Source organism: Salinimicrobium sp. WS361 (genome assembly GCF_050750585.1).
In the GTDB taxonomy this organism is placed as follows: domain Bacteria; phylum Bacteroidota; class Bacteroidia; order Flavobacteriales; family Flavobacteriaceae; genus Salinimicrobium.
In genome coordinates this window covers 1-803 of sequence record NZ_JBOJLM010000057.1, presented here as the reverse complement: position 1 = coordinate 803, position 803 = coordinate 1, and the positions used below count along the sequence as shown (strand labels likewise).

Genomic DNA, 803 nt, shown 5'->3' with positions numbered 1-803 from the left:
GCGTTAGTTTTTTTTTGAAATATATGTTTTGAATTCTTCAATTTCCATTGTTTGAAATTCACCATATACTCTGTTCTTATGAAAGAACCTTTGTCCCGATTTGAATAACTTCGATTTATGGTAATCAGCAGTTTCATCCATTACCTCTTTCCTTAATTTCATCATTTGGAGTAAACTTTCAAGTATTAGTTCATTTGCTTTTTGATTAATATTAGTATGAAATGGCATGTATAACTTTTTACCAACGTTCACAAATACTAAATTCGCTTTTGGAACAAAATCTTCAGCTAGATATCTTATTTCAATATTTATACGGTGCTCTTCTCTTGTCCAATCCAACCAGTGACTTCCAATGGTTTGGACTTGACAATCATCAATTAAAATTCCTTCAGGACCGGATAAACCGTCTAAAATTGGTTTAATTATGTTGTCAATATCAGGTGAATAGCCACTTTCATATCTTTCTTGTTCGTGCAACATCCACTGAATTTCAACTTTAACGTCACCACTTAGAAGATAATTAAGTTTACTAGTGACTTTTCGTATTTCTGTTTTCACAAGTTCTTTCCTTCTTGAACTTGATTGTAAAGAAACAGGTTCCAACATAAAAGAGAGCGTAAGGAACCCATATTCAGGCGGTTCATTTGAGTAATTATTAAAATTATAGTTATTCATTTTTCAAAATTAACGCCAACGTCCCGTATAAAAAATAGTGCGAGCTGGCGAGCTTGATTGTCCGCAGGACAATCAGGCGTTGCAAGCGAGCACGGACTTTCGAATTGAGACAGGTTTGAGCATTTTTT

1 protein-coding gene is annotated in these 803 nt (G+C 33.7%); it reads right to left on the bottom strand.

All coding sequences use genetic code 11. The features are described 5' to 3' along the window. Nucleotides 1-3: 3 nt before the first annotated feature. Nucleotides 4-675, bottom strand: coding sequence for a RusA family crossover junction endodeoxyribonuclease (locus tag ACQ93I_RS17215; protein ID WP_431699610.1), 672 nt, complete (start codon nucleotides 673-675; stop codon nucleotides 4-6). Between the last annotated feature and the right edge of the window lie 128 nt (nucleotides 676-803).

What these genes read in the sequence shown, in the direction of transcription:
- ACQ93I_RS17215 (WP_431699610.1), bottom strand. Translation starts at nt 675, where the DNA reads ATGAATAACTATAATTTTAATAATTACTCAAATGAACCGCCTGAATAT.